Annotated in this window: 24 protein-coding genes; 20 read left to right on the forward strand and 4 right to left on the reverse strand. The window is 46.0% G+C overall.

What is annotated here, in order from left to right; all coding sequences use genetic code 11:
* The first annotated feature begins 66 nt into the window (after nucleotides 1-66).
* The 14 genes from RG959_RS04595 (at nucleotide 67) to RG959_RS04660 (ending at nucleotide 11,628) form a co-directional block, all read left to right on the forward strand.
* Nucleotides 67-2,178, forward strand: a complete 2,112-nt coding sequence (locus tag RG959_RS04595; RefSeq protein WP_342796141.1) for a BglG family transcription antiterminator — start codon at nucleotides 67-69, stop codon at nucleotides 2,176-2,178.
* Entirely contained in the window at nucleotides 2,141-2,620 is a 480-nt protein-coding gene (locus RG959_RS04600; RefSeq protein ID WP_342796142.1) for a PTS sugar transporter subunit IIA, read from the forward strand. The genes RG959_RS04595 and RG959_RS04600 overlap by 38 nt, the downstream gene beginning before the upstream one ends.
* A 42-nt stretch (nucleotides 2,621-2,662) precedes the next feature.
* Complete coding sequence (locus RG959_RS04605; protein WP_342796143.1) at nucleotides 2,663-4,069, forward strand: PTS galactitol transporter subunit IIC; 1,407 nt, start codon at nucleotides 2,663-2,665, stop codon at nucleotides 4,067-4,069.
* Between the two features lie 19 nt (nucleotides 4,070-4,088).
* Complete coding sequence (locus RG959_RS04610; RefSeq protein WP_251271448.1) at nucleotides 4,089-4,367, forward strand: PTS sugar transporter subunit IIB; 279 nt, start codon at nucleotides 4,089-4,091, stop codon at nucleotides 4,365-4,367.
* Nucleotides 4,368-4,423: 56 nt separating this feature from the next.
* On the forward strand, nucleotides 4,424-4,858 hold the full coding sequence (locus RG959_RS04615) for a hypothetical protein (protein WP_342796144.1): 435 nt from the start codon (nucleotides 4,424-4,426) through the stop codon (nucleotides 4,856-4,858).
* A complete protein-coding gene (locus RG959_RS04620) occupies nucleotides 4,855-5,883 on the forward strand; it encodes a zinc-dependent dehydrogenase (protein ID WP_342796145.1) in 1,029 nt (342 codons plus the stop codon). The genes RG959_RS04615 and RG959_RS04620 overlap by 4 nt, the downstream gene beginning before the upstream one ends.
* 11 nt (nucleotides 5,884-5,894) lie before the next feature.
* A complete protein-coding gene (locus tag RG959_RS04625) occupies nucleotides 5,895-6,566 on the forward strand; it encodes an SDR family NAD(P)-dependent oxidoreductase (RefSeq protein WP_342796146.1) in 672 nt (223 codons plus the stop codon).
* On the forward strand, nucleotides 6,559-7,290 hold the full coding sequence (locus tag RG959_RS04630; RefSeq protein ID WP_342796147.1) for an SDR family NAD(P)-dependent oxidoreductase: 732 nt from the start codon (nucleotides 6,559-6,561) through the stop codon (nucleotides 7,288-7,290). Before RG959_RS04625 ends, RG959_RS04630 begins: the two co-directional genes overlap by 8 nt.
* Before the next feature lie 176 nt (nucleotides 7,291-7,466).
* Entirely contained in the window at nucleotides 7,467-7,835 is a 369-nt protein-coding gene (locus tag RG959_RS04635) for a transcriptional regulator GutM (RefSeq protein ID WP_342796148.1), read from the forward strand.
* Nucleotides 7,836-7,869: 34 nt separating this feature from the next.
* The gene (srlA, locus tag RG959_RS04640; RefSeq protein WP_342796149.1) at nucleotides 7,870-8,403 is read left to right on the forward strand and encodes a PTS glucitol/sorbitol transporter subunit IIC; all 534 of its coding nucleotides are present in this window, start codon (nucleotides 7,870-7,872) and stop codon (nucleotides 8,401-8,403) included.
* A 21-nt stretch (nucleotides 8,404-8,424) separates the two neighbouring features.
* Nucleotides 8,425-9,462: a PTS glucitol/sorbitol transporter subunit IIB gene (gene srlE / locus RG959_RS04645; protein ID WP_342796150.1), complete on the forward strand. Its 1,038-nt coding sequence runs from the start codon at nucleotides 8,425-8,427 to the stop codon at nucleotides 9,460-9,462.
* Between the two features lie 14 nt (nucleotides 9,463-9,476).
* Nucleotides 9,477-9,875, forward strand: a complete 399-nt coding sequence (locus RG959_RS04650) for a PTS glucitol/sorbitol transporter subunit IIA (protein WP_342796151.1) — start codon at nucleotides 9,477-9,479, stop codon at nucleotides 9,873-9,875.
* 2 nt (nucleotides 9,876-9,877) lie between these two features.
* Complete coding sequence (locus RG959_RS04655; protein ID WP_251271464.1) at nucleotides 9,878-11,167, forward strand: NAD(P)H-dependent oxidoreductase; 1,290 nt, start codon at nucleotides 9,878-9,880, stop codon at nucleotides 11,165-11,167.
* A gap of 128 nt (nucleotides 11,168-11,295) precedes the next feature.
* Nucleotides 11,296-11,628 carry a bh protein gene (locus tag RG959_RS04660; protein ID WP_242232675.1) on the forward strand — a complete coding sequence of 111 codons (333 nt, stop codon included), beginning with the start codon at nucleotides 11,296-11,298 and terminating at the stop codon, nucleotides 11,626-11,628.
* A gap of 58 nt (nucleotides 11,629-11,686) precedes the next feature.
* Here RG959_RS04660 and RG959_RS04665 read toward each other — a convergent pair whose 3' ends face one another.
* Nucleotides 11,687-12,562, reverse strand: coding sequence for a cation diffusion facilitator family transporter (locus RG959_RS04665; RefSeq protein WP_342796152.1), 876 nt, complete (start codon nucleotides 12,560-12,562; stop codon nucleotides 11,687-11,689).
* Between the two features lie 190 nt (nucleotides 12,563-12,752).
* Here RG959_RS04665 and RG959_RS04670 point away from each other — a divergent pair, with 190 nt between their 5' ends.
* Nucleotides 12,753-13,556, forward strand: coding sequence for a ZIP family metal transporter (locus RG959_RS04670; protein WP_309091453.1), 804 nt, complete (start codon nucleotides 12,753-12,755; stop codon nucleotides 13,554-13,556).
* Between the two features lie 392 nt (nucleotides 13,557-13,948).
* On the opposite strand, the gene RG959_RS04675 is transcribed toward RG959_RS04670, so the two are convergent.
* Complete coding sequence (locus RG959_RS04675; RefSeq protein ID WP_342796153.1) at nucleotides 13,949-14,416, reverse strand: GyrI-like domain-containing protein; 468 nt, start codon at nucleotides 14,414-14,416, stop codon at nucleotides 13,949-13,951.
* A 113-nt stretch (nucleotides 14,417-14,529) separates the two neighbouring features.
* Here RG959_RS04675 and RG959_RS04680 point away from each other — a divergent pair, with 113 nt between their 5' ends.
* From RG959_RS04680 to RG959_RS04695, 4 genes are all read left to right on the forward strand, one after another.
* Nucleotides 14,530-14,652: a hypothetical protein gene (locus tag RG959_RS04680; protein WP_342796154.1), complete on the forward strand. Its 123-nt coding sequence runs from the start codon at nucleotides 14,530-14,532 to the stop codon at nucleotides 14,650-14,652.
* Between the two features lie 184 nt (nucleotides 14,653-14,836).
* The gene (locus RG959_RS04685; protein WP_342796155.1) at nucleotides 14,837-15,904 is read left to right on the forward strand and encodes a class I SAM-dependent methyltransferase; all 1,068 of its coding nucleotides are present in this window, start codon (nucleotides 14,837-14,839) and stop codon (nucleotides 15,902-15,904) included.
* Between the two features lie 38 nt (nucleotides 15,905-15,942).
* A complete protein-coding gene (gene dat / locus RG959_RS04690; RefSeq protein WP_342796156.1) occupies nucleotides 15,943-16,773 on the forward strand; it encodes a D-amino-acid transaminase in 831 nt (276 codons plus the stop codon).
* Nucleotides 16,774-16,923: 150 nt separating this feature from the next.
* The gene (locus tag RG959_RS04695; RefSeq protein ID WP_342796157.1) at nucleotides 16,924-18,150 is read left to right on the forward strand and encodes a Zn-dependent hydrolase; all 1,227 of its coding nucleotides are present in this window, start codon (nucleotides 16,924-16,926) and stop codon (nucleotides 18,148-18,150) included.
* Between the two features lie 13 nt (nucleotides 18,151-18,163).
* Here the strand turns inward: RG959_RS04695 and RG959_RS04700 are convergent, their stop codons facing one another.
* Both RG959_RS04700 and RG959_RS04705 read right to left on the reverse strand, forming a co-directional pair.
* Nucleotides 18,164-18,541: a hypothetical protein gene (locus RG959_RS04700; RefSeq protein ID WP_342796158.1), complete on the reverse strand. Its 378-nt coding sequence runs from the start codon at nucleotides 18,539-18,541 to the stop codon at nucleotides 18,164-18,166.
* Nucleotide 18,542: 1 nt separating this feature from the next.
* Entirely contained in the window at nucleotides 18,543-19,034 is a 492-nt protein-coding gene (locus RG959_RS04705) for a hypothetical protein (protein ID WP_342796159.1), read from the reverse strand.
* Between the two features lie 174 nt (nucleotides 19,035-19,208).
* On the opposite strand from RG959_RS04705, the gene RG959_RS04710 reads away from it, so the two are divergent.
* Nucleotides 19,209-20,585 carry an NAD(P)-dependent oxidoreductase gene (locus RG959_RS04710; RefSeq protein WP_342796419.1) on the forward strand — a complete coding sequence of 459 codons (1,377 nt, stop codon included), beginning with the start codon at nucleotides 19,209-19,211 and terminating at the stop codon, nucleotides 20,583-20,585.
* Nucleotides 20,586-20,591: the final 6 nt, after the last annotated feature.

Genomic DNA, 20,591 nt, shown 5'->3' on the forward strand with positions numbered 1-20,591 from the left:
GATGAAAACGCATACATTTTCAGAAAAAATCGTGATAGCATGTAATTAAGCAAGGAGGTCATATTGATGTATCTGGACGAAAGAAGCAGCTTATTGTTAAAAGACCTCGTTTTCAATCCTCATGTTAAAAACAAGGATTTAGAGGAAAAGTACGGGCTGAGCCGGCGCCAGGTCGGTTACAGTATTAACAAAATTAACAGCTGGCTGACTTCAAATAATTTGCCCGTCATTGAAAGGGCAAAAAATGGATTTTTTATCATTCAAGCAGAAGTCCGCTCCTACTTCAAAATGGATCATCAAGCAGAGGCCGCCGGGCAGCCGTACATTTTTTCTGAGAATGAACGGGCAGAGCTCATCTTACTTATGATTTTAAGCAAAAGGGAGGAATTGTCGCTTATCCATTTTACGAGTGCCCTATGTGTAAGCAAGAATACCATTTTAAATGATTTGAAAATGGCTCAAACGCTGCTGAAGCCGCATGGTCTTGAAGTAGATTACTCCCGGCAGAGCGGGTACGAAATGATCGGAAGTGAAATTCAAAAAAGAAAATTTCTGATTCATCTTGTGCAAAGAATACTTGAAAAAGAGCATGGAGAATGGGCTCTTGAAAGTGTCAAAGAAATTCATAAACAAAGAAAAGTGGATATTCAGCAATGGCTTGAGCAAGTAGAACAGCAGCTGAATTTAACATTTACCGATGAAAAAATGAAGCAGCTTCCTTACATCCTTGCGATTACACTAGAGAGAATTGAGCAATTTGAACGAATTGATGCGGCATTTTGTATCCATTACGAGGAACTGTCAGATACGAAAGAATATCAGGCGGTCGAGCTGCTTTTGCAAGGGGATGAAACCATTCCAAGGGAAGAGCGGCTGTTTATCGCCTTAAACCTCTTGGCATCCAATGTTTCTTCCTATGAGGTCCTGACAGATACAGATCTTCCTGAACTCGTAAAAGCAGTAGAAACCACCTTGCACTTGTTTGAAAAAAATGCCTGCATTGAGCTAAAGGAAAAAGAAAACTTAACCCGGCTTATTTTTATTCATATGAAGCCGGCTTATTACCGGATTAAGTATCATCTGACCACTTCTAACCAGTACGCCGAAAAAATTGATGCAGAATTTGGAGAACTTCATTTTTTAATTAAGCAGTCTATCGCACCGTTAGAAGAACTGATTGGAGAGCCTATTCCAGAAAGTGAGACCGTCTACTTAACGATGTTTATAGGGGGATGGCTCGAACGGCAGGGGGATCGGATCGACAGCAAAGTACGGGCGGTCGTGGTTTGTCCAAACGGATTGTCAGTTTCAAAGCTGATGAGACAAACACTTCAAACCATTTTTCCGGAGTTTTTATTTTGGGATTCTCTATCGATCAGAGAATTTCAGCAGTATACGCGCGAGTACGAATTGGTTTTTGCCCCGCATGTACTGCTGACGGATAAACCCCTGTTTATTGTAAAGCAGCTGCCGACGGAAGAAGAGAAAATGCAGCTTAGGAAACGGGTGATGCAGGAGTTATATGGATATGTGCCATCCGCCCTGAATGTGGAAGAAATTTTTTCAATTATTCACAAGCATGGCCAGATCAAAGACGAAAAAAAGCTAAAAAAAGAATTACAGACACTGCTCGAGGCGAAGCAGGCAGGGGCAGGGATTCAAACGCTGAAAAAACAGGAGCGGCTTGACTTGACCCATTTTATCAACGAAAGCACGCTGACCATTGTCCCGTCTGTGTCCGATTGGAAAGAGGCCATCCGCCTGGCCGCAGCTCCGCTCGTTCAAGCCGGGAAAATCGAGCCGGCATACACAGAAGCGGTGATCAAAGAACACAACTACGAAAACCCTTATATGGTTTTGGGAAAACATGTCGCTATCCCTCATGCGAGCCCGGAAAAAGGCGTGCACGAAACAGCGATGGGCCTGCTGTGCATCGAGGATGGTGTGCCATTTTCAGACCATTTTCATATTCATCTAGTAGTCGTAATTGCGGCAAAAGACAAAGAAAAGCATATTCGAGCATTGTTTCAGCTTTCACAGCTGGCGCTTGAGCACGAAGAAGTTCAGCGAATAGCGAAAGCAAAAAGCAAAGCGGACGCTGCCGGGAGAATTAAAATGTATATAGAAAAGGGTGAGCAAAATGGACAGTCACATTACCTTAACGAAACAGCTGATTGAACTTCAAGCAAGTCACCGCTCAAGCTCAGCTGTTATTAAGCACTTGTTTGAAAAACTGCATACACACCAGTATGTAAAAAAGTCTTTTTTAGAAGCCGTGTTGAAGAGGGAGGAAATCTACCCGACCGGATTGCCGCTTTCAAAAATGGGTGTGGCAATTCCGCACACGGACTCAGAGCATGTGTTGAAGCCGGCTATCGCGGTTAGTGTTCTGCAAAACCCGGTTGTATTCAATATGATGGGCAGCCCGGACACACAAATTAGTGTCGATATTGTACTGATGCTGGCAATATCTGATCCGAAAAAGCAGCTGGCCATGCTGCAGCGGCTGATGAATGTTTTTCAGGATGAACAAGCGATGGAAGCCATTAAAAATGCCAAGGCAGAAGAAAAAATTGTCGAGCTGCTGAATAATAAATTGCAGCTTATCGAAATAAAGTAAGATGAAAGCGCTTCAATCTCATACTAATCAGGGGGTGTAAACATGATTAAAGATGTTGTGGATTTTGTATTAGATTTAGGGCCATCCATTATGCTTCCCATTATTATGCTTGCGTTTGGACTTATTTTAAAACAGGGATTTAATAAGTCGTTCCGAGCGGCTTTAACCATCGGTATCGGCTTCGTCGGAATTAATCTTGTGATTGGTCTGCTTATGGAAGCGCTCGGGCCCGCCACACAAGCCATGGTCAAATCATTAGGGCTCAGCCTGGACATCCTGGATGTCGGCTGGCCGATCGGCGCGGCTATTTCATTCGGTACACCGGTGGCCCCGCTTATGATTCCGCTTATTCTCATATTAAATGTAATTATGCTTTCGTTAAACTGGACGAAAACACTAAATGTCGATATTTGGAATTTCTGGCACCTTATTTTCGCTGCTTCTATTGCGTACTATGCGTACGACAATATGCTGCTCGCTATTATAGTCGGCCTGGTTGTTTCCGCGATTACCTTGAAGCTGGCGGACTGGACGGCTCCGACAATCGAGCATCACTTCGGGTTGAAGGGTGTATCGATGGCCCATTCCGAAACCGTTAACTTTGCACCACTCATGTATGCATCCAACCGAGTCATTGACAAAATACCTGGACTGAATAAGCTGCATGCCGATCCTGAAACCTTGAAAAAACGCTTTGGTATTTTCGGCGAACCGCTTGTTATGGGGCTTGTGCTGGGGATGTTAATTGGCCTTCTTGGCGGATATGACGCGAAAGGCGTTCTGACGCTGGGCGTGCAAATGTCGGCTGTCCTCATTTTAATGCCGCGGATGGTTGCCCTGCTGATGGAAGGGCTTATCCCGATCTCAGAAGGCGCGCGCGATTATATTAACCGGAAATTCCCCGGTAAAAACGTGTACATTGGGCTTGATACAGCCATCGTCATCGGGCACCCGGCTAATATGGCTGTAGCGCTTTTAATGGTTCCGATCACAATCCTGCTGGCGGTGATTCTGCCTTACAACAACATGCTTCCATTTGCTGATTTATCCGTGCTTCCATTTACCGTTGTCTGGGCAGTTGCTGCTGCTAGAGGCAACATTATTCGCGGATTGATTAACAGTATCTTTACGCTGATGATTGTGTTCTTTTTGGCAACAAACCTGGCAGATCTTGCAACGACGATGGGACGTGCAGTCGGCTTTGCTTTCCCTGAAGGGGCCACATTAATTTCGGGGATTGACCTTGGATCACACGTTCTTCCGTGGATTATCCTTCGCCTGCTTGATCCGTCTAATCCTTATTTCTTTGCCGCAATCGGCGCAGCCGTTGTGTACGCCTTGCTTTGGTACTGGGTACGTAACGATATCCGCAAGCAGTACGCCAAGGAAATGGGCCTTGATGCACAGCAGGAAAATGGAGCAGATAAAAAGCTTGAAAACATTAATTAATTATTAGGGGGAATAAAGAATGGCAAAAAAAATATTGGTTTCATGCGGAACAGCAGTCGCTACGTCAACGGTTGTCGCTAAAAAAGTAGAAGAGACATTGAAAAGCAAAGGGTATGACGTCGTTGTCGAGCAATGTAAAGCATCAGAGGTTCCATATAAAGCAGCAGGTGCCGACGTGATTGTCACGACTACGCCAATCAGCGATGCGGGAAGCACCCCTGTTATTCAAACCATTTCCTTTCTAACAGGTGTTGGAATCGACACAGATATCGAAAAAATCATTCAGTACTTAGGATAAAAAAGCGGAGGGGAGACTCTCCCCTCTTCTTATGATGCGATGGGGAGGTGTTTTCGATGTCTATTTACACTTACAGCAAATCATCAAAAAACATGACAATCTTTTTGCCTGTGTTGGTTATGGCCGGCCTTTTCGTCTGGGCCATTTATGGATTTCTGTCAGAAAATAGGTTTCCGTTAGATGAGCTGATTCTATATACAATGCCGGTGCTTCTCTTGTCTTCTTTTATCGGGCTTCACAATCCATCGAGTGTAAAAGTGACCGACCAATCGATTACCTTCAGCGGCTTTGGCCGAAGTCACACGTACACATGGGAAGAAGCCGGTGTTATCTTTATCCGGAAGTATGAGTATGTAGGAAAGACGTTTATCCGGCTTGGCAAGCCGAGTATTTTAGGCGGCAGGTACTGGATTACGCATGAAATGAATGACTATAAGGAGCTCCTCAGCCTTTTAGAACAGAAAAGCCAAAAGGACGTGAAAAGAGCATGAAGGCATCCGTTTTCTATGATAAACAAACCATTCAATACGAACAGCGCGCCATTCCGGAAATAGGGCCTGGAGAAGTGCTGTTAAAAATGGAAGTGTGCGGACTGTGCGGCACGGATATTCACAAGGTGCTTGACGAATCCGTACCAGAATCAAGTATTCTCGGCCATGAAGTATCCGGTACGATTGTAAAAACAGGACAAGGGGTTTCGAACTTTAAAGAAGGAGACCGGGTATTCGTGGCCCATCATGTACCTTGTTTTACATGCCATTACTGCCAGCGGAAAATGTATACCCTGTGCAGGCAGTTTAAAGAAACCAACCTGGATCCAGGAGGCTTCTCCGAATACATTCGTGTACCAGAGCTTCACGTTAAGCACACGATGGGAAAACTGCCAGACAGCGTCACCTTTGAAGAAGGAGCACTTGTCGAACCCGTTGCCTGCTGCCTGCACGGATTTGAATCGATTCAAGTCAAGCCGGGAGACTCGCTTCTTATTTTAGGAGCCGGCCAAATTGGCTGTCTGCAGGTTCAAATTGCCCGTCATCTTTTAGCCGGACAAATCATTGTCAATGATATTAATCCCTATCGGCTTGAACAGTCTCTTCAGTTTGGTGCAGACCATGCGGTCAACAGTAAAGAAGAAGACCTGCTGGATACGGTGATGCGTTTGACGAACGGAAACGGAGCAGACCACGTAATTATCTCCGCGGGCATCAGCAGCCTGCTTCCTCAAGCGGTGGAATGCGTACGAAGAGGTGGCACGATTCTTGTTTTTGCTCCGTTTAAAAAGGAGTTCGTACAGATACCAGCTGAACGATTTTTTAATGATGAAATTAAAATAATCGGCTCCTATTCATCCAACCCTTATAACTATGAAAGTGCGCTTCAAATGATTCAACAAGGGATCATTCAAGCAGATAAAATGGTGACCCATCGTTTTCCGCTTTCACAGCTGTATGAAGCGATCCGCTGTGCACACGATCCGAATGAAAAAGTGCTCAAGGTACTCATTACCCCTTCATAAGGAGAAGTGTTATGAATATTACATTGCAAGAAAAAACGGTACTGCTGATTGGAGGAATCAGTCCAATCAATCAAGCTCTTTGTGAAGCACTGGCTGAAGCAGGTGCCAAAGTATGGCATCAAGTTTTTCAAGAAAAAGAAACCGTGATGAGCCCCTCCAGCAAAGTTATTGCAGCAGATGTTCGCCAGCCGAACAAAGTGAAAAAATTGGCAGAATGTATTTTGGAAAAAGATAAAAAGATTGATATTTTAATTCATTCTTTTCCAGCCCCTCCAGCCCGGTCTCTTTTGGAGACAGATCCAGAAGAATGGCTGTCTTTGTTCCAGGATCATGTGGATGTGACTTTTCTGACGTGCCGGGAAATCATGCCTCACATGGCAACAGCACACGGTGGCATTGTGATCAATATTTCATCATCCGCAGCGGTGACAGGTGAAGGAGGTCCTCCTTTTGCCGCAATAAGCAGTACGTTACAATCAATGACGCGCGGCCTGGCCCGTGAGTATAAAGAGCAAAATGTACGTGTCAGCGGCATAGCACCTGCTCTGTTGGCAAAGGGAGAAAAAGAAAATGAGCAGGTCATTTCTTCAACAGTTGCCATGACACTGCTGCTTTGTTCAGACTACGGAGGCTATATAAGCGGCGAATCAATTCTCGTTGATGGAGGGAAAAGCGTTGGATAATGTACTCATCATTGGAGGTGCTGCAGGCATTGGACGTCAGATTGCTTTAGACTTTGCCGAAAAAGGATGCTGTACAGCTGTGGCGGATATTGACCAGTCAGCTCTAACAGACATGACCCAGCAAAATCGAATACATGGATTTCAAGCAGATGTCAGCTCATGGGACAGTGTTTCGGAAATGATCGAGCAAGTTATCAATAAGATAGGAAGCATCGATACGCTTGTGTTTTCGGCAGGCATAACGAAAAAAGGGAAGCTGGAAAAAATAGACTGGGCTTTATGGCAAAAAACAATGGCCGTTAATTTACATGGTCTGTTTTTCAGCATCAAAGCCGCCGTGCCGCATATGATCAGCAGAAAAAAAGGAAAAATCGTTATTATCGGCTCTGGTTCTGCTATTACAGGATCAGGAGGAGGCATTCAATATTACGCCTCAAAAGGCGGTGCATTTGGCCTTATGAGATCGCTTGTGAAAGAGCTTGGAGAACACCAAATCAATATTAATGTGATCGCCCCGAGAGTCATTGAATCACAAATGCTAGATTCACTTTATCCAACGGACGAGTTAAAACAAACGGTCAGGAGTAAAATTCCGATCGGAAGACTGGGCAGGCCGGCCGATATTTCTGAACTGGTGCAGTATCTTAGCTCAACTCAAGCGGATTATATTCATGGCCAAATCTTTCTTCTTGATGGCGGAAGAACGTATCAAGGAAACCAATAAAAAAGGAAACAAGCTATTTTTGCAACAGGGTTGAACCGTTGTAAAAATAGCTTGTTTCCTTTTATCTGAAAATTTTTTCAGAAAATCCGTGAATTACTGTTGACTTTAATTCATGGGATGGACTACAATCATTACAAAGGTAACACATAAGAACAAATGTAAAGGAGTGATCTTCAATGTGGGGTTATCTTCTTGCGGGGTTTGTCGTTTTATGGCTGCTTCAAATTTATTTGACAATGCGTCAGATGAAGCATTATCGAATGACGATTCAACATATGAGCAGAAGAGAAAGCGGTTACTTAGGTGTTGGTGTTGAGAAAAAGAAACTTGGTTCCGGTACCGTGCTGATTCTTGTTACAAATGAACAAGGGATTGTTGAAGAATGCCGGGTCATGAGCGGTGTCACGGTTTTTGCTAAATTCAAAAAATGTAAGCGGTTTATAGGTCAGCATATTTCCGTACTGCATGATGAACAATGGGAAAAGTCGCTCAAAATGGCCACTGATAAAATCAAACAGCAAATGAATACAGCTGTGACCATTTAATTTTCATTATACAAGAAAGAGGAGGGAATGTAAGATGGACTTTTTGGTAAAATTTGCAGAAGGATTTATCGGGATGTTCCAAAAAGGCGGAGAAACCTTTATGGGCATGTTTACCGGTATCATTCCAACACTCATTTGTTTGATTCTTGCTGTAAACGCTTTAATTAAAATTATCGGAGAAGAGCGGATTGACCGCTTCGCCCGTAAAACAACGAAAAATATTATTTTACGCTATACGCTGTTTCCACTCCTGGCCGTCTTCTTTTTAACAAACCCGATGGCTTATACATTCGGGAAGTTCCTGCCAGAGCGTCAGAAACCAGCTTTCTATGATTCAGCTGTTTCACTCGTCCATCCGATTACGGGGCTTTTCCCGCATGCGAATGCGGCGGAGCTGTTCGTGTACATGGGAATTGCCCAGGGAATTACGACGCTTGGCCTTTCAACAGGACCACTGGCAATCCGGTTTTTCCTTGTCGGCATGATTGTTATTTTAATCCGCGGGATTTTAACAGAACGTATTACTATTACAATGATGAAACGTCAGGGTATTTCCGTAACGGACTAACGAAGAGAGGAGGAGAAGCACATGTCTGAAAATCAAGCAGTAAATCCAGCATATAAAGCAGTCAAAATTACCAAAGGCAGCAACGGATGGGGAGGGCCGCTTGTCATCCAGCCGGATGAGCAGAAAAAGTATGTCGTATCCGTTACAGGCGGAGGCATTCACCCGGTTGCCCAGCGCATTGCAGATTTAACCGGTGCACAGGCGGTTGACGGCTTTAAAACGTCGATTGAAAAAGAGGGAATGGCATGCGTTCTCATCGACTGCGGCGGAACCGCACGCTGCGGTGTGTATCCGAAGATGGGTGTGCTGACGATCAACCTGACGCCCACATCTCCATCCGGCCCATTAATGAAATTTATTAAAGAAGACAACTTTGTTTCAGGTGTCAGAGAGCCGGACATTCAGCCGGCAGATGGAACAGCAGCACCGTCCGTTACTGCGGCAGCTCATCCGAAAAATGCCCAGCAGCTGAAAGCAGAAGCGCGTGAAAAAGTCGCGCAGATGAAAACCAGCAGCGGCGAACCGCGCAAGCAGAACATTATCGAAAAGCTGGGCCGTTCGATGGGCGGCGTGATCGGGGTGCTGTACCAGGCAGCACGGGAAACGATTGAGCAGGTATTGAAAAACATCATCCCATTTATGGCGCTTGTCAGCACCTTGATCGGGATTATCCTGTACACAGGTATCGGTGATGTTATTGCCAACTTTGTATCGCCGCTTGCCGGCAATATCTTCGGGCTTCTCGTTCTGTCGGTGATTTGTGCCGTGCCGATCCTGTCGCCGCTGCTCGGGCCGGGTGCCGTTATTGCCCAGGTCGTTGGTGTACTCGTCGGGGTGGAAATCGGCAAAGGGAATATCCCGCCAAGCCTCGCTCTTCCGGCCCTGTTTGCGATTAACCCGCAGGTAGGCGCAGATTTTGTGCCAGTAGGCTTAACACTTGGGGAAGCAAAACCGGAAACAGTAGAAGTTGGGGTGCCGGCTGTTTTAATGTCACGTTTAATTACAGGGCCGCTTGCGGTCGTGATTGCATACTTCTTTAGCTTTGGCTTATACGAATAATAGGAGGGGTCACTTTGAGTGTACTTGGAGGCGTAAAAATGAAAACGATTTATCAGTCAACTGTTACAGAGCTTGGTGCAGACGTGGAGATGTTTGCGGAAGAAAAAATGCTGATTATTTTCAATGAAAGCGCACCGAAAGACCTGCGCGACATCGCGGTTGTGCACAGCATTGCGCCGCTTGAAGGCGTGATTGAAGCGGGCGATATTCTGACTTTTGGCGATCAGGCGTACAAGGTGACGTTTGTAGGGGACAAAGTAAACGAGACGGTTGCAGAGCTTGGCCACTGCACAATTACGTTTAACGGAGCGGATCATGCAGATCTGCCAGGAACACTTTGTGTAGAGGATAAAGATATGCCGGTCATCTCGATATCAACAACGATTACATTTCAAAAGCCTGAGGGGGCCTAAACATGTTGGGACTTAACCGAAAACTGATGCAGCTTGAGAAAGAAGGAAAGGAAATTAAAGTCGGCTTGATCGGCTGCGGCCAAATGGGACGCGGCATGATTTCGCAAATTGAAAGCATGAAGGGCATGCGTGTAGCCGCAACAGCCGACTTGAAAACAGATATTATTCAAAATGCGTACATGACAGCCGGTGTGGAGCCGCAGCATATCGTTACCACAACAGAAATCGAAACAGCAGAAAAAGCATTAAGAGAAAACAAAGTGGTGGCCACTACCGATGTGTCTATGGTGATCGCGCTGCCGGGCATTGATGTTATTGTAGATGCAACAGGCATCCCGAACCTTGGTGCTGAAATTGCCTGGAAAACGATTATGAACAAAAAGCATATCGTTATGCTGAATGTAGAAGCTGATATTACAGTCGGTCCATTGCTTCATCAAATGGCAGAAGCAAGCAGCGTTGTTTATACAGGATCTGCTGGTGATGAGCCAGGCTGTATTATGGAGCTGTATGACTTTGCCGATGCGCTTGGCTTTGACATCGTTGCTCTTGGAAAAGGAAAAAACAACCCATTAAACTATGAAGCAAATCCGGATTCAGCGGCAGCAGAAGCAAAAGAAAAAGGCTCAAGCCCGAAAATGCTCGCTTCCTTCCAGGATGGAACGAAAACAATGGTTGAAATGAACGCGGTCGCAAATGCAACAGGATTTTTACCGGATAAACCAGGCATGCATGGCCCGGAAGGCACGGTGAAAGAGCTGCCGGATATTTTCCGTCTGCAGGAAGAAGGCGGCATTTTAAAAAGCAAAAAGATTGTCGACTATGTAAATGGCGTTGCGCCGGGCGTCTTTGCCATCATTTCTTCCGAAAAAGAAGAAGTAAACCATGAAATGCAGTACTTAAAAATGGGCCCGGGACCAAATTATATTCTGTTCCGTCCTTACCACTTAACGAGCTTAGAAACGCCGCTTTCAGTGGCTCGGGCATATTTAAACCAGTCAGCCACCATCGCACCTTGGCATGGCCTGCAGGCAGAAACTGTCGCAACAGCGAAAAAAGATCTGCAGCCAGGTGACCGCCTTGACGGCATCGGCGGATTTACGGTATACGGCACGCTGTACAGCCAGGAAGAATCCAAAGCCGCCAATGCTTTCCCAATCGGACTTGTAGATCCGAATGTGGTCGTAAAACGTGCAGTGAAAAAAGGCGACATTTTAACGTATGATGATATCGAACAGGAGCGGGAGTCAACGATTTGGAAGCTGCGCTCGCTTCAAGCACAGAGCTTTTAAGGAACGAAAGGGGATGCTGCCGTATATCGGGGCATCCCTTCAATTGTTTTGAACAGCTTGGTTTACCGGTCCCGCTGATTGGCATATAATAAAGAGGGAAAGAAATAGGTGTGAAGGAGTGAGGCTTAGTGAAAATTTCCGAAATGGAAGCCGGCCTTTATTGCACGCGTTGTCATGATGAAACCATTCATCGGGTTGTGTATGTGAACAATAAAATTCAAAGCATTGAATGTGAGGAATGCCATCGGCTGACTGGCATGAAAATCGATGCAAAAAAAGAATTATATAAAGAAATGTACGACCGTATTTCAACAAAGCCTTCACGAATGACACAGGAATATAAGCAGGACTTAAGCAAGTTTGTTTCCGGTATGCCGTTGCGGGTGATCAGCAAGCCATACAGACTCATCAAATATGTTAACGAAACGAGAAAAGTACTCAAACAGTCTAAACATTCTTAACGCAGGCGGTGTGCTTCTGAAGCAGCCGCTTTTTTTGTGCTCAAAAAAGACGACACACTTATTTGTGGCCGTCTGGTTCGATATGAATATGGGTCAAGCGGATGCCATGCTCCTGCAGCAGGGCTTCCTCTACATACTCGGTAATATCATGGCTTTCGATTACGTTTAAACCCGGGTCTACAAGAAGAACAACGTCTACAAGCGTAATGTTTCCGTGCGAGCGGGCTTTAATGCTCGGCACACCGCGGACACCCGGTACTTTTTCAACAGTTTTCTGCATCCCTTTTAATTCATTAAGGTCAAATGCATCCGTCAGGGCAAGAGATGCGTCAGAAAAAATATCCCAGGCGGTTTTTAAAATAATAAGGCCGACTACAAAAGCAGTGAGCGTATCAAGCCAGCCAAGACCCAGGCGCGATCCGATAATCCCGATAAAGGCTCCTACGCTGACCAGAGCATCTGAACGGTTATCCTGGGCAGCCGCTAAAATAGATTGGCTGTTAATTTTTTTGGCAAGCCGCCTGTTGTAGCGGTAAACGCCATACATTACCAGTGCAGCACCCAGAGCTGTCCAGGCGGTGAACATATCAGGTGTTTCATGATTCGCCTCAAACAGGGATTGTCCTGCTGAAAGCAAGACTTGAATGGCAACGGATGCCATAATAAAAGCGGCTAAAAGAGAAGCAACCGTTTCTGCACGAAAGTGGCCATACCGGTGATTTTCATCCGGCGGTTTACGGGCAATGCGCAGGCCGATCAAAATAGCGACGGAAGCGATAATATCCGTTGAGTTATTTAAACCATCTGCTTTCAGCGCTGCAGAATTGCCGATCCAGCCGACGGTCAGCTTTACTGCGGAAAGGAATAAGTAGGCTGCGATGCTGATCCATGCACCGCGTTCTCCTTTTTTTAAATCTTCGTATGCTGTTTCCACCTGTGGTTCCTCCAGAAAAGTTAGTGTTTATACTATACCAGCCCTCATTCGGTTGGGTCTACGGCAACATGATTGCCGCTGGCTTAACAAGTTGCCCATGTCCTACAATTGTTCTTTTTTGCAAAAAAGAGAGTCAATTACAAAACAATGGGGAAAAGAAAAAAAGAATAACAAATAGGTGGTGAAAACAATGGAAACATTCAGCAGCCTGCACCCCGCGCTGCAGGCGTTAGCCGGCGGCATGATCAGCTGGGGAATGACAGCGCTTGGTGCAGCGGTCGTGTTTTTCTTTCGTAATATTAAAGAATCCATCATGAAAATGATGTTAGGATTTGCAGCGGGTGTGATGATTGCCGCTTCTTTTTGGTCGCTGCTGGCACCAGCCATTGAATTCAGCGAAAAAAGCGGACAGATTGCCTGGCTGCCGCCAGTAATCGGCTTTTTGCTGGGCGGCGTTTTTATTCGTCTGCTTGATGTCGTTGTGCCGCATGTGCACATCGGGCGGGAAAAAGGAGAAGGCCCGTCTACACAATTGAAAAAAACGACGCTCTTATTTTTAGCGATTACGCTTCATAATATTCCAGAAGGACTTGCCATTGGTGTGGCATTTGGAGCGGCTTCGCTGAATATGGATGGAGCCACTATAGCGGCTGCTCTGGCGCTTGCTTTTGGAATCGGCATTCAGAATATGCCGGAAGGAGCGGCGGTGTCAGTACCGCTTCGCGGAGAAGGAATGTCACGGATGAAAGCATTTAACTACGGGCAGGCTTCGGCGCTCGTTGAGCCGATTTCAGCTGTTATTGGAGCGGCGGCGGTCCTATTTATTCAGCCTATTTTGCCATACGCCCTTGCTTTTGCTGCAGGAGCCATGATTTTTGTCGTGGTCGAAGAGCTGATTCCGGAAGCAGAATCCTCGCGCAACACAGACCTTGCCACAATGGGTGTTATGGTCGGCTTTGCCCTGATGATGGTGCTCGATGTCGCGCTCGGATAATAAGAAAGCGGAAGGTACCTGGTTATCAGCGACAAGCATAAGGAGCTGACTATAAAGAGTAAAGGCTAAAACGCAGCATCCTGCTGCAATGCCTTTGTGACTCACATCTTGTGAGCCTTCGCGCTTATGGTGCCTGGAGCTGGATCAGGCCCGTACCTGATACCGATAAAAGAAAAAACAGCCCTATTCTCAGTGGAGAACAGGCGCTGTTTTTTTTCTTTTTAGCTCATAAAAAATAATCAGGCTTAAGCCGGGCAAATAAATAGAAGGTTTTCGTTCCACATTTTCGTCTGTCAACGGTGATTCCTCCTCGTCCGAGCAAGTTCATACGTTCAGTATGAACTTGCGGAGAAGGATTGTCAGCGAGTCTGTTAGAATTCCTTCCAAACAATTTAAACTGCTTCTTCAACTGCTTCGCTGCGTTTATTCGCCAGCCGCCAGTATAAATGATGTTGTTCACCGTGTATGGTTACATGAATCCGAAATTCATTAGGATCAAGCCGTATATGATGCTCGCGTGCCCATGCCAAAATAGACCGAAATCCGTTTTTCACATCTCTCTCTTGTCCGTCAAGCTCAAGTAAGGCATAGGAACCAGCCGGAATCGTTAAACTCGACATGCCGGACGGAATAATGTCGATATGGCTCACTTCCATGGCGATGCAGTGCGTATACAACTGGCCAGCTCGCTTCAAGCAAATGTCCATTAAGTAGCCGTCTGTCTGAGAGGGAATTTGGCTGGCTGTTTCTAAAAACCGTTTTTTCCATTCAGGGCGCATAGCAGCAATTTCTTCTTCTGTACCGCTCATTTCAAATCCCACTACCGTGATTGCACGTACATCTACAAGTTTCGGATTCATGATCTCAGCTCCTTTTTCCCTTCTTTTCCCGCTTTTAAATGTTTTCACACCGTTTCTTAAGGGAATAGCAATTGTAAAAACGATGAACAAAAGTTATACAGGGAAGGCCCCTTGTGAAAACAAATATATGTATTTCAGGCGGTGGTGTATCCGGCCTTTTATTCGGTATGTCGCTTGCACAAAGCGGCGTCGACATGATTGCTGCCGAAAGAGACGCTGCGCCTTCGATGGACTGAAACGGCATACAACCACTGCCTTCTGACCACCACATTTCCCCAGCCTGAAAGCATAACAGAAGGCGAAATGATTGTATGCGGCCATTCTTTTCCTGGATTTTTTCCTCTTCCTGATTTACAGATACGCACGATACTCCTTATTAAAAAGAAGAATACAACGAGATGAAGGGAAGTGGGCCGCTTTGTGCAAACGGCGCAGAGCATCCATGTACAGACGATGATGATTATCCATGGGAAAATGGGGGGAAGTAACATGATTGCTGAATATCGAAAAATGTGGGAAGCACGAAACTGGCTGAAGAAAAATGAACCCTTTTTGCCGACATGGCAGGCATATGTCGGCTACCGGCTTGATTTGTTTCATAAACTTGCAGGCGGCGCGACACTCCAATCGCTTGCAGAAGACTACGGCTATGAAGAAACGCTTCTGAGTTCCTGGGCCGATACAGGAATCGTACTGGGTCATTTAAAACAGGCCGGCGGCCGGCTTATTCCTTCTAAAAAAATGCTGAAGTTTTTTTCACAGGAAAGTGATCACTCGGTTGGTGAGCTGCTCAAAGAATTATTTGAAATGCATATGCCTTCCCTGATGAACTATCCCCAAATGATCACATCCAATCAAAAAGGGCGGTTTAACGGAGAGGATTTTGGCAAAACAGTTGCGGCCACCTCCGCTTTAATTGAAAAAAGAGCATTTGGACATGTACTGTCGGAGATAAATGCACAAAAACCGCGCTGGGTGCTGGATATTGGCTGCGGAACGGGCGGCTATTTAATGAAACTGGCCGATAAAATAAAACAAGGAACTTTCGTTGGGGTGGACATCAGTAAAGAATGCATTGAGGAAGCACGCCAAAAAATCCGGAAGAAGAGCCTGGGGGAAAAAGTAAAGTTTTATTATGCAGATATCAATACATGGGAAGTGCCAAGCCGTTTTTTTGATGTGATCATGATGAATAACCTTCTTCATTACTATTCACAGGATGCGCGAAAAGAGCTGCTCGCGCGTGTCTCAAAGCTGATCAGCCAAAACGGGACCGTTATTATTATTACCCCCCTTTATCTGGAACGAGGCGGACAGCGCTTTTCAGCTGCGTTTAATTCATTTATGGAAGCGCATGAAAATTTATACCCGCTGCCAAAAAAGGATGAACTTATCCGGGATGCAGAGGAAGCGGGACTCCAGCTAAAATCGATTAAAACGGTCGTGCGCGAAGGAAGCTGGTATTGTGTAAATTTTTCAAAAAAATAGATATAATGAAGGAAACAAACTAAAGTGAGGCGGATAAAATGGCAATTGGGTACTTGAACGGGAAAATCATAAACTCAGATGATCCCGTGCTGCCGATTGATGAACGCGGACATCAATTTGGTGACGGAGTGTATGAATATATTCGTGTTTACAGCGGACGTCCTTTTATGATGAAGGAGCACCTGGACCGCTTTTTTAAAAGTGCTGAAGCGATCAAGCTGAATCTAGATCATTCACGCGAAGACATTGAAGAGATTACAGCCGGCTTGATCAAGAGAAGCGAGCTGTCTGATTGCGATATATACATGCAGGCCACACGCGGCATTGCTCCGCGCAACCACTTGTTTCCGAATGTGCCCGCGTCGATTTCCATGACGGTCAAGCCGTTCCGGGCAATGGATGAAACGCTGCGGGAAAATGGCGCCAGCATCAAGCTTCTGCCTGACGAACGCTGGCAAAACTGCTGGATTAAAACGCTCAATCTTTTGCCGAATCTCCTGGCGAAGCAGGAAGCGTTTGAAGCTGGTGCATTTGAGGCAGTGTTCGTCCGCGATGGTGTGGTAACAGAAGGATCAAGCTCTAATTTATTTCTCGTCAAAGAAGGAGAATTAATTACTCCGCCTGCGACAAAGCATATTTTGCATGGTATTACGCGCATGGCTGTGATTGATATCGCTGCAGAGCTTGGCATTCCGGTAAAAGAGGAGACATTTGCACCCGATGCTGTTTTGAAAGCGGATGAAGTATTTTTAACGAGTACCGGGATTGAGATTGTGCCGGTTACAAATGCGGACGATCAAAAGATTGGCAGCGGAAAGCCAGGCAACATAACGAAAAAAATTTATGAAGCGTTTATGAAACGAGTTTAAAACAAAGGCCCTTTAACAGAGGGCTTTTTTTACTTTTGTTCAGAATTTTCTATAAACAATCTATTCAATTTTCTCTATCTGTGTCATAATAAAAAACATGATTTATTGATTGCATTATTTTTTAAAAATATTTTTAAAGGAGGGTGCAATATGAATGATCAAAAACTAAAGATTAATGGTGCGCGCCTGCAGGAATCACTTGATACGTTTGCCGGGTTTGGGCGGACAGCTCGAAACGGTGTGACACGGCTTGCTTTATCGGAAGAAGATCGCCTTGTACGCAATTATTTTCGCGCATGCTGTGAAGAGATAGGTCTTTCCTTATCGGTGGATGATATGGGCAACATGTATGGGATGCTCCCGGGCCGTGAAAACAAACCGCCGGTTGTCATGGGTTCTCACCTTGACTCTGTTAAAAAAGGTGGACGCTTTGACGGTGTGCTTGGTGTAGCGGCGGGGCTTGAAGTCATGCGGACTTTAACAGAAAACGGCGTAAAGCCAAGTGTGCCGGTTGTCGTCATGAATGTGACCAATGAAGAAGGTGCCCGCTTTGAACCGTCGATGATGTCCTCCGGTGTGCTTTCCGGAAAGTTTAACAAAGAAGAAATGATGGCCAAAAAAGATGTAGAAGGCATCACGTTTGGAGAAGCATTGCGATCGATTGGTTATGAAGGCAAAGTGGAAAACAGGATGAAAGAAGCGGCAGCTTTCTTGGAATTACATATTGAGCAGGGACCGATTTTAGAAAGAGAGAAGCTGTCGATTGGCATCGTTGAGTGTGTGCTCGGTATGGTCTGTTATGAAATTGAAGTAGCAGGTGAATCGAACCACGCTGGCACCACGCCGATGTCGATGCGCAACGATGCCTTGTTTGCGGCGGTGGATTTAATCAAAGAAGCGAGAGAAAAGCTGGCTGCGCTTGGTGATGACCTCGTTTATACGATTGGACGGATGAACGTGTCGCCGAACATTCACACAGTCATTCCGAACAAAGTGGTTTTTTCATTGGAAGCACGGCATACTTCCGTAGAAAAGATCCAAAAAGTAGAGGACATCATTCGGGAGATGCAGGGGTCTGCCGAAAGAGCAGCATGCAATGTGAAAGTTCAAAAATTGTGGGGACGTGAGACGGTCTGGTTTGAGCCGGCGCTCTGCGATGCTTTTGAGCAGTCGGCTGCTTCACTCGGTTTTTCTTATAAGCGGATGGTGAGCGGAGCAGGGCATGATGCGCAGTTCATGGCTTCTTACATTCCGTCGGCGATGATTTTTGTGCCGAGCGTAAATGGGAAAAGCCACAATGAAGACGAATTAACGTCCTGGGAAGACTGTGAAAGAGGCGTGAATGTGCTGCTTGAAACGGTCCTTACTTTGATCTGAAAAAAGGGCTCGATCATTTATAATGATCGAGCCCTTTTTTAAAGATTTCTAAAATGATGTCATGCTGGGTTTTGCTCATCACATGCTGGCGAATTTCATTCAGCTCCGCAACAAGGCCGGCATCTAAGTGCAGGTTGACGGTTTTTCCTTTGTCGGCCTGCTGCACATCAAAGCCGCCTTCACGTTTTTTTACCTGTCCTTCAAGCACAGTAATGTCGCCAAAAGGAACACTGTCCGGCACTTGGATCATACTGCCCTCAAAAAAGATCTCTTTGGCATCTTCTGAAAAAGAAATGGCCAGCGAATGCCCGCTGTTACGGTTTTCATCCCGGATAAGTCGCGCTTTTTCCTGGTTGTCTCGTGTATTTTGAATGGAAATTTTAGCCTTCACGTTACACCTCTCCCCCTCGCAAGCAGGATTCTTTAACCCCTTTTTGTATAGTAAAGGTTGATTCTATCTGCACTGTGTAATGAAACTCCCCTTGTTGAAGAACGGAATCTATCACCATCGCACGCTCCGATCCGATCCATACCTGGTCCAGCACCTCAAAAGCAGGGGACAAATAGCCTTTTTCAAACAAGAAATGATACACACTCTCTTTCGGATAGATAAACCGCTTCTTGCCCTGTTTTGTGCGGAGCGCCGGGAATGCCTGCTTTTCATCCAGCACCTCGCCAAGATAGCCTTCATCTGCCCATCTTTTGATTGTAGACATATTTAATTCACGGCCCGTGTGCTGCCGGATGAGCTCGATGATTTCTTTGGATGAGACGAACTGTTTACGCTCTTCTTCCTGCTCGGAAACAGCCGCCAGCTGGCCGCGAAGCTGTTCAAGCTGGGACTCATATTCGTTGATTCGCTGCTCCAATTCGTTCCTGTTCACATGTGTCACTTCTTCCGTTGGTATTCTCTTCATCCTACACTAACTAAAGTTCGTTTGTCAGAAAATATACCAAAAATGATGTGTGCGTTTTTTGTTTGCTGTATAAATATTTTAAGATGCAATCAATAAATAATCAATAGACAGAAAATATGCAAGGGGGAACGAACGATGCACATGAATCGAATGAAGAACCGTTCTGTTTCACTAACAGACCTGTCTCAAAATTTTCTCGAAATTGAACCCGATTTAACGGCCAAGGAAGCAATGGATGAAGCAAATCGCTGCTTGTATTGCTATGACGCACCTTGTATTACAGCTTGTCCAACCTCGATTAACATTCCGTCGTTTATTAAAAAAATTGCTTCAGACAATTTGAAAGGGTCGGCCAAAGTGATTATGGAAGCCAATCCGGTCGGGGCAAGCTGTGCGCGTGTTTGTCCGACAGAAGAATTGTGTGAAGGTGCCTGTGTCCTTAACTACGCGTCACAGCCAATTATGATCGGCAACCTTCAGCGGCATGCCACTAACTGGGCGATACATAATCACGCGCAGCTGTTTAAGGCGGGAGAGAAAAATGGAAAGTCGGCCGCGATTATCGGCGGCGGTCCGGCGGGGCTGTCCGCAGCGCGTGAACTGGCGCGCCTTGGATTTGAAGTTACCATTTTCGAAGCGAAAGAAAAAGCGGGCGGCCTTGATACTCATGGCATCGTATCCTTCCGTCTTCCGCAGCGCGTATCCATGTGGGAGGTCGAGCAGGTGGAGAGCCTGGGCGTTACCATTCGTACAAACACCATTGTCGGCCGCGATATCAGTCCGGACGACATTTTGGAGAGCTATGATGCTGTGGTGCTCGCGGTTGGAATGGCCAGTGTTCCGCCTATCGGCATCCAGGGAGAAGGGGCCAAAGGCGTTTACGATGCGATTGAATTTGTAGAATCGACGAAAATACCGCCGGTGGATACCCATTTGATCGGAAAGAAGGTAGTCGTCATTGGTGCTGGCAACACGGCGATTGATGCAGCGACATGCTCGGTCCGGCTCGGTGCCGCCGATGTGAAAATGCTGTATCGGCGAACTGAAGCCGAAATGACCGCTTATGAATTTGAGTACGAATTTGCCAAGCAGGAAGGAGTGGAGTTCCGCTGGCTTACACAGCCGGTTGGAATTGTACAGGATGAGAAGGGGGCGGTAAAAGGCGTAACGTGTATCCGAATGGAGCTTGGCGCTGCTGATGAATCCGGCCGCCGCCGGCCCGTACCGGTTGAGGGTTCCGAGTTTACCGTCGAAGCGGACGCGGTCATTCGTGCGATTGGGCAGAAGCGTTATACCGGCTTGATTGAAGCGTTTGGGTTAACTCATAAATGGGGCACCGTGAAAGTGGACCTGGACACACTCCAGACCTCTAATCCGAAAGTGTATGCGGCAGGAGATGTGATTTTTGGTGATGGGCAGGGGGATGCGATGGTCGTTACAGCAGCAGAACAGGGAAAACGGGCGGCTTACTCGATTTACAAACAGCTTGTCGGCTCTGGCATGGCGCAAACATCTTAAAAGGAG

Source organism: Domibacillus sp. 8LH, assembly GCF_038806185.1.
Lineage (GTDB): Bacteria > Bacillota > Bacilli > Bacillales > Domibacillaceae > Domibacillus > Domibacillus indicus_A.